The sequence below is a fragment of the Streptomyces sp. MnatMP-M17 genome (assembly GCF_900091995.1).
Lineage (GTDB): Bacteria > Actinomycetota > Actinomycetes > Streptomycetales > Streptomycetaceae > Streptomyces.
In genome coordinates this window covers 1-5,836 of the sequence record NZ_FMDK01000201.1, presented here as the reverse complement: position 1 = coordinate 5,836, position 5,836 = coordinate 1, and the positions used below count along the sequence as shown (strand labels likewise).

The 5,836-nt window shown below is 69.0% G+C and carries 5 protein-coding genes; 1 reads left to right on the top strand and 4 read right to left on the bottom strand.

Annotated elements, in window-relative coordinates; translation table 11 throughout:
- Positions 1–334: 334 nt before the first annotated feature.
- Positions 335–1,336: a helix-turn-helix transcriptional regulator gene (locus GA0115259_RS09935; protein ID WP_093593952.1), complete on the top strand. Its 1,002-nt coding sequence runs from the start codon at positions 335–337 to the stop codon at positions 1,334–1,336.
- Between the two features lie 24 nt (positions 1,337–1,360).
- Here GA0115259_RS09935 and GA0115259_RS09930 read toward each other — a convergent pair whose 3' ends face one another.
- From GA0115259_RS09930 to dxs, 4 genes are all read right to left on the bottom strand, one after another.
- On the bottom strand, positions 1,361–1,573 hold the full coding sequence (locus GA0115259_RS09930; protein WP_093593947.1) for a DUF6126 family protein: 213 nt from the start codon (positions 1,571–1,573) through the stop codon (positions 1,361–1,363).
- A gap of 60 nt (positions 1,574–1,633) precedes the next feature.
- A complete protein-coding gene (locus GA0115259_RS09925) occupies positions 1,634–2,257 on the bottom strand; it encodes a helix-turn-helix domain-containing protein (RefSeq protein WP_093593944.1) in 624 nt (207 codons plus the stop codon).
- A gap of 116 nt (positions 2,258–2,373) precedes the next feature.
- A complete protein-coding gene (locus tag GA0115259_RS09920) occupies positions 2,374–3,765 on the bottom strand; it encodes an aspartate aminotransferase family protein (protein WP_093593941.1) in 1,392 nt (463 codons plus the stop codon).
- Positions 3,762–5,708, bottom strand: coding sequence for a 1-deoxy-D-xylulose-5-phosphate synthase (dxs, locus tag GA0115259_RS09915; protein ID WP_093593938.1), 1,947 nt, complete (start codon positions 5,706–5,708; stop codon positions 3,762–3,764). The genes GA0115259_RS09920 and dxs overlap by 4 nt, the downstream gene beginning before the upstream one ends.
- Between the last annotated feature and the right edge of the window lie 128 nt (positions 5,709–5,836).

Below are 5,836 nucleotides of genomic sequence, written 5' to 3'. Positions count from 1 at the left end.
GGGTGCGCGGGCGTACGACAAGCCCGCGCACCCGCCGCCCCATACCCGTATCCGCCGCCCGCCACCCGTATCCGCCGTCCCGTACCCCGTACCCGTACCTCCTCGGCCGTTCGACCAGGGCGTATAGTGCGCTCTCGCATCGGGCCCCGGATTCCGGCGAGTTCCGGTGCGCGGATCCTCCGGTACGCCCGCCCGTCGCCCCGCACGCCGACGGCAGGCGGCGGACACCCGTGCGACGGCGCACGGGCACACCGTCCGGAGGCCCGGACCGTACGGACGCGGCGGCGCGCGGACACCTGGCAGGTCGAGGTGGTCCGTGGAGAAGGGAAGCACCATGCTGGAGCCGGCGGGCCTCACTCCGGCGGAGGAGACCGTCTACCGACTGCTCGTGACCGTGACCGCGGCCTCGGCGGACGAGATCGCAGACCACTGCGGTCTGGCTCCGGGAGACACGGAGCGCGTTCTGGCGGCGCTCACCGCCAAGGGCCTGGCCAGCGCGACGGACCGGGCGCCGCGGAGCTTCGCCGCCACTCCCCCGGATGTCGCCCTGCTGCCGCATCTCCAGCGCAACTCCGACGCCCTGGACAAGGCGCGCACCGCCGTCACCGATCTGCTGGAGACCTATCGGCGCACCAGACGCCGCCAGGACCCGGACCAGCTCATCGAAGTGATCACCGGCGCCGAGGCGCTGCGTCAGCATCTGCGCCAGATCCAGGACAACACCCGCCACGAGATGCTGTGGTTCTGCAAGGCGCAGTATGTGGCGATGCCGTCGGGCAGCAATCGCGCGGAGTTCGACGCGCTCGCCCGTGGTGTGCGCTACCGGGTCCTGTACGAGCGGGCGTTCTTCGACGATCCCGGGGCCGTCGACAATGTGGTGGAGGGCGTGCGCGCGGGTGAGATCGCCAGGGCCGTGCCGCATCTGCCGCTGCGGCTGGCCGTCGCCGACCGCGCCATCGCCATCTGCCCGCTGGTTCCGGGCGGTCCTTCCGGCAGTTCCGAGGAGCCCACCACGGCGCTGGTGCGCGGCAGCAGTCTGCTGGAGGCGCTGGTCGCGCTGTTCGAGCGGTACTGGGAGGACGCCGTACCGCTGGATGTCAGCGCGTCGGGAACCGTCAGCGGTACGGACGGGACCGCGCCCGGCCATGTGCTCTCGGCGACGGACCGGCAGTTGCTCTCGCTGATGGTGGCGGGCGTCGCGGACAAGGCCATAGCCAGCCAGATGGGGCTGAGCAGACGTACCGTACAGCGGCATATCCAGGGGATGATGACGCTCGCCGGAGCGACGACACGGATGCAGTTGGCGTGGCAGGCGGCCCGCCGCGGCTGGATGTAGCCCAGGTCCGTCCGTCGGCCGCTGCTACTGCTGTGCTCCGATGTGGAAGAGCAGATAGAGGAAGCCCGCGAAGAGATGCCCGGCCACCAGATAGGCGAAGAGCCGGATGACCAGCCCGCGAGGGAACGAGGTCTCGTGGTCGGCGGTGCGCTCCGGCGGCCGGTCCTCCGGTCCTGCCGGGACCTGTATCCGGTTCTCCGACTCCGAGGGCTCCAACGACTCCAACGACTCCGACATGGTGACGGTCCTCTCTGCGGCGCTACGGAACTCAGCGGTTTACGTGTCAGCTCTTACGGCTCAGTCGCGATGAGCCCCGCCGCCGAGGCACAGCTCGGTCGCGGGGCTCTGGAGCAGGGTGTGGACGAAGAGCAGCTCGGTCCCCTCGGGTCCGGCCGCCGCGATCCGGTGCGGAGTGAGCGAGTCGAAGTGCGCGCTGTCGCCGGGGTCGAGCACATATACGGCGTCCCCGAGACTCAGCCGCAGCCGGCCTTCCAGGACATAGAGCCACTCCTCGCCCGCGTGCACACGGACGAGGTCGCCCTGCGTTCCGTACGGCACCCGGACGCGCAGCGGCTGCATGGCCCGGCCCGAGCCGCCCGCCTGGTGGTATGTCCAGCCGCCGGCCTCGACCGGCTCCGCCCGGCCGGCCCGGACGATGGGATCGCGCTCCGGCGGTATCTCGCCGAGCAGATCGGAGATGGTCGTACCGTAGATGCGGGCCAGACCGAGCAGCATCGGCAGGGACGGCTGCCGCTGTCCGGTCTCCAGCCGGGAGAGATGGGCGGGTGAGAGCCCGGCCCGCCGGGCCGCGGCCTCCAGCGTGAGGCGACGGCCACGCCGCAGCTCACGCAGGCGCGGCGCCACATCGGGGAAGCCGTCGGGCAGCTCGTCGGCCGCCTCTCCGGCAGGAGGTGTGCTCATACCTCCATTGCGCCAGGAACTTACCTCTGGGGCAAATTTCTTGCCCCAGAGGCAAAGTCCGCCTAGGTCCGCAGGACCCCGCGAGGCCCGGTGAGACCGGGCGAGGCCCAGAGAACTCAGCGATTGGCGACGGCCTGCTTCACCAGCGTTCTGCCGAAGTCCCACATCAGTCCGCCGCCGCCATGGGCATCGTCCATGACCGCCGTGAAGGCCTCCACAAACCGCTCGACCTCCCGCTCACCGATGGTCAGTGGCGGAATCAGCTTGATCACTTCCAGATGGTCGCCGGAGACCTGGGTGAGAATGCGGTGCTTCTGGAGCAGCGGTACGACCACCATCTGCGCGAACAGTCCCTTGCGGGCCGCCTGGAGCATCGTCCACCGACCGCGCAGCTTGATGGAGTTGGGCCTGCCGAACTCGATGCCGATCATCAGGCCCCGGCCCCGCACCTCGTACAGCAGCTCATAGCGGTCGACCAGCGCGGCCAGCCGTGATCTGAGCAGATCTCCGGTCGCCCGCGCGTTGGCGACGATCCCTTCGTCTTCCATCACCGACAGCACGGCCAGACCGGCCGCCATGGCCTGGGCGTTGGAGCCGAAGCTCGCCGAGTGGACCAGCACACGGTCCATCGAGGAGTAGACCTTCTTGAAGATCCAGTCCTTGCCGAGCGTGGCGCCGACGGGCACATAGCCGCCGGAGAGCGCCTTCGCCACACAGACGAGATCCGGCTCGACGCCCTCCTCGTGCTGGTACGCGTAGAAGTCGCCGGTCCTGCCGAGTCCGGTCTGCACCTCGTCGGCGATGAGCAGTGCCTTGTGCCGGCGCAGCAACTCCTGTGCGGCGCGCAGAAATCCGGGCGGTGACGCGTGCACGCCCTTGCCCTGGATCGGCTCGACCACAAAGCCGGCCACATCGCCGCGCCTCAACTCCCTCTCCAGCGCGTCGAGATCGCCGAGCGCGATCGCGGTGTCGGGCAGCAGCGGCGCGAATCCGTCGCGGAAACCGTCCTCGCCGTTGACCGACAGCGAACCGGTGGTCAGTCCGTGGAAGGCGTGCGAGCAGTAGAGGATCCTGGGCTTGCCGGTCGCGTACCGGGCGAACTTCAGGGCCGTCTCGACCGCTTCCGTACCGCTGTTGCCGAAGAACACCCGGTCCAGATGCGGACTGTGGGCGAGCAGCTTCTCGGCGAGCAGTCCGGGCAGCGGCTGGCAGTCGAACCGGGTGAGATCGGCGAGCGAGGCGTCGAGCACATCGTGCAGCGCCTTGCGTACGACGGGATGGTGCCGGCCGAGCCCCATCACTCCGAAGCCCGCGAGCATGTCCAGATAGTCGTTGCCGTCCGCGTCCCAGAAGTAGGCTCCCTCGGCCCGCTCGTACACCCGGTCGAAACCGATCGTGTGCAGCATGCGCGGGAGCTGGTGGTTGAGGTGCTTGGTGTGCAGCTCATAGCGCTCGGCGCCGCGCTCGGCGAGCAGCCGCGGCAGGTCGAAGCCCTTGGGCTCGGTCATTCCTTGTTCTCCTTGCGCACTCGGACGGATCCCGCGCCCTCCCGCGCGGCTCCCACGCCCTGTCGCGGCAGTGCGGGGGCGAGTGCGACGCTGATCCGTCCCGCGATCTCCACCGGTGTCAGGCCGATATCGGCGAGCACCTCACTCCGTTTGGCATGGGCCAGGAACTGTTCGGGGATGCCGTAGGTCCGCAGAGGTACGTCCACGCCGGCGTCCCGCAGGGCCTGGCCAACCGCCGAACCCACGCCGCCACTGCGGCTGTTGTCCTCGACGACCGCGACGAGCCGGTGCCGCTCCGCCAGCGGCGCGAGCTGCTCGTCCACGGGCTTGACCCAGCGCGGATCGACCACGGTGCAGCCGATGCCGCGTCCGGCGAGCAGCTCCGCCGTCCGCAGACAGACGGACGCGAGCGCGCCCACGGACACCAGCAGTACGTCGGTGTCCTCGTCCTCCGCGCTGCGCAGTACGTCCATCCCGCCGAGGCGTCCGACGGCCGGGACGGTCGTGCCCGCGGACTCCTTGGGAAAGCGCACCACGGTCGGCGCGTCGTCCACGGCAACGGCCTCGCGGAGCTGTGCGCGGAGCTGCTCGGCATCGCGCGGCGCGGCAATCCGCAGTCCGGGCACGCACTGGAGGACGGACATGTCCCACATCCCGTTGTGGGAAGGTCCGTCGGCTCCGGTGACGCCGGCCCGGTCGAGTACGAAGGTGACTCCGCACCGGTGCAGTGCGACATCCATCAGCAACTGGTCGAAGGCGCGGTTGAGGAAGGTGGCGTAGACGGCGACGACCGGATGGAGCCCGCCGGTGGCGAGCCCGGCGGCGGAGACCGCCGCGTGCTGTTCGGCGATGCCCACGTCCCAGACCCGGTCTGGAAAGCGTTCGGCGAACTTCGTGAGGCCGACCGGGTGGAGCATGGCCGCGGTGATGGCGACGACATCCGGCCGTTCCTCGCCGATCGCGGCGATCTCGTCGCGGAACACCGAGGTCCAGGACGGTCCGCCGGACGGTACGAGCGGCTCGCAGGTGCGCGGATCCATCGCGCCGACCGTGTGGAAGCGGTCGGCCTCGTCCTCCATCGCGGGCGGATAGCCGCGGCCCTTCTCCGTCAGACAGTGCACCAGTACGGGCCCGTGGAAGCGCTTCGCCCGGGTGAGGGCCGACTCCACGGCGGCGATGTCATGTCCGTCTATCGGTCCGACGTACTTCAGCCCGAGATCCTCGAACATGCCCTGCGGTGCGAAGGCGTCCTTGAATCCCTTCTTCGCGCCGTGCAGCGAGTCGTAGAGCGGCCGGCCCACGACGGGCGTGTTCTGGAGCACCTCCTTGCCCCAGGCCAGAAACTTCTCATAGCCGTCGGTGGTGCGGAGCGTGGCGAGATGGTTGGCGAGACCGCCGATGGTCGGGCCGTAGGAGCGTTCGTTGTCGTTGACCACGATAATCAGCGGACGGCCCTTGGCCGCGGCGATATTGTTGAGCGCCTCCCAAGCCATTCCACCGGTGAGAGCGCCGTCGCCGATGACCGCGACGACATGTTCGTCCCGGCCCAGTACATCACGGGCCTTGGCCAGTCCGTCGGCCCAGCCGAGCACGGTCGAGGCATGGGAATTCTCGATGACGTCGTGCTCGGACTCCTCACGGGAGGGATAGCCGGAAAGGCCGCCTTTTCCCCGCAGTTTGGAGAAATCCTTTCTGCCGGTGAGGAGTTTATGGACATAACTCTGGTGTCCGGTGTCCCACAGAATACGGTCGACGGGTGAGTCGAAGGCCCGGTGCAGGGCGATGGTCAGCTCCACCACCCCGAGATTGGGCCCGAGATGACCACCGGTTCTGGCCACCGCCTCGACCAGGAATTCCCTGATGTCCTGGGCGAGTTCGTCGAGTTCGCTTGTCGTCAACGCCTTGAGATCACGCGGCCCCCGGATACTGTCCAGGACGGACATCTCGGGCCCCCTCTCGGATTGGTTCAGCTCACAGTGACGGCGGGAGCCCCCGAGGGCACCCCAGCATCCTCCATCTGCTCGGCGATCTTCATCGCCTCTTCGATCAGCGTCTCCACGATCTTCGACTC

Bases quoted from the DNA above. Each gene is read 5' to 3' on its own strand.
- dxs (WP_093593938.1), bottom strand. From the start codon at position 5,708: ATGTCCGTCCTGGACAGTATCCGGGGGCCGCGTGATCTCAAGGCGTTG.
- GA0115259_RS09935 (WP_093593952.1), top strand. From the start codon at position 335: ATGCTGGAGCCGGCGGGCCTCACTCCGGCGGAGGAGACCGTCTACCGA.
- GA0115259_RS09920 (WP_093593941.1), bottom strand. From the start codon at position 3,765: ATGACCGAGCCCAAGGGCTTCGACCTGCCGCGGCTGCTCGCCGAGCGC.
- GA0115259_RS09930 (WP_093593947.1), bottom strand. From the start codon at position 1,573: ATGTCGGAGTCGTTGGAGTCGTTGGAGCCCTCGGAGTCGGAGAACCGG.
- GA0115259_RS09925 (WP_093593944.1), bottom strand. From the start codon at position 2,257: ATGAGCACACCTCCTGCCGGAGAGGCGGCCGACGAGCTGCCCGACGGC.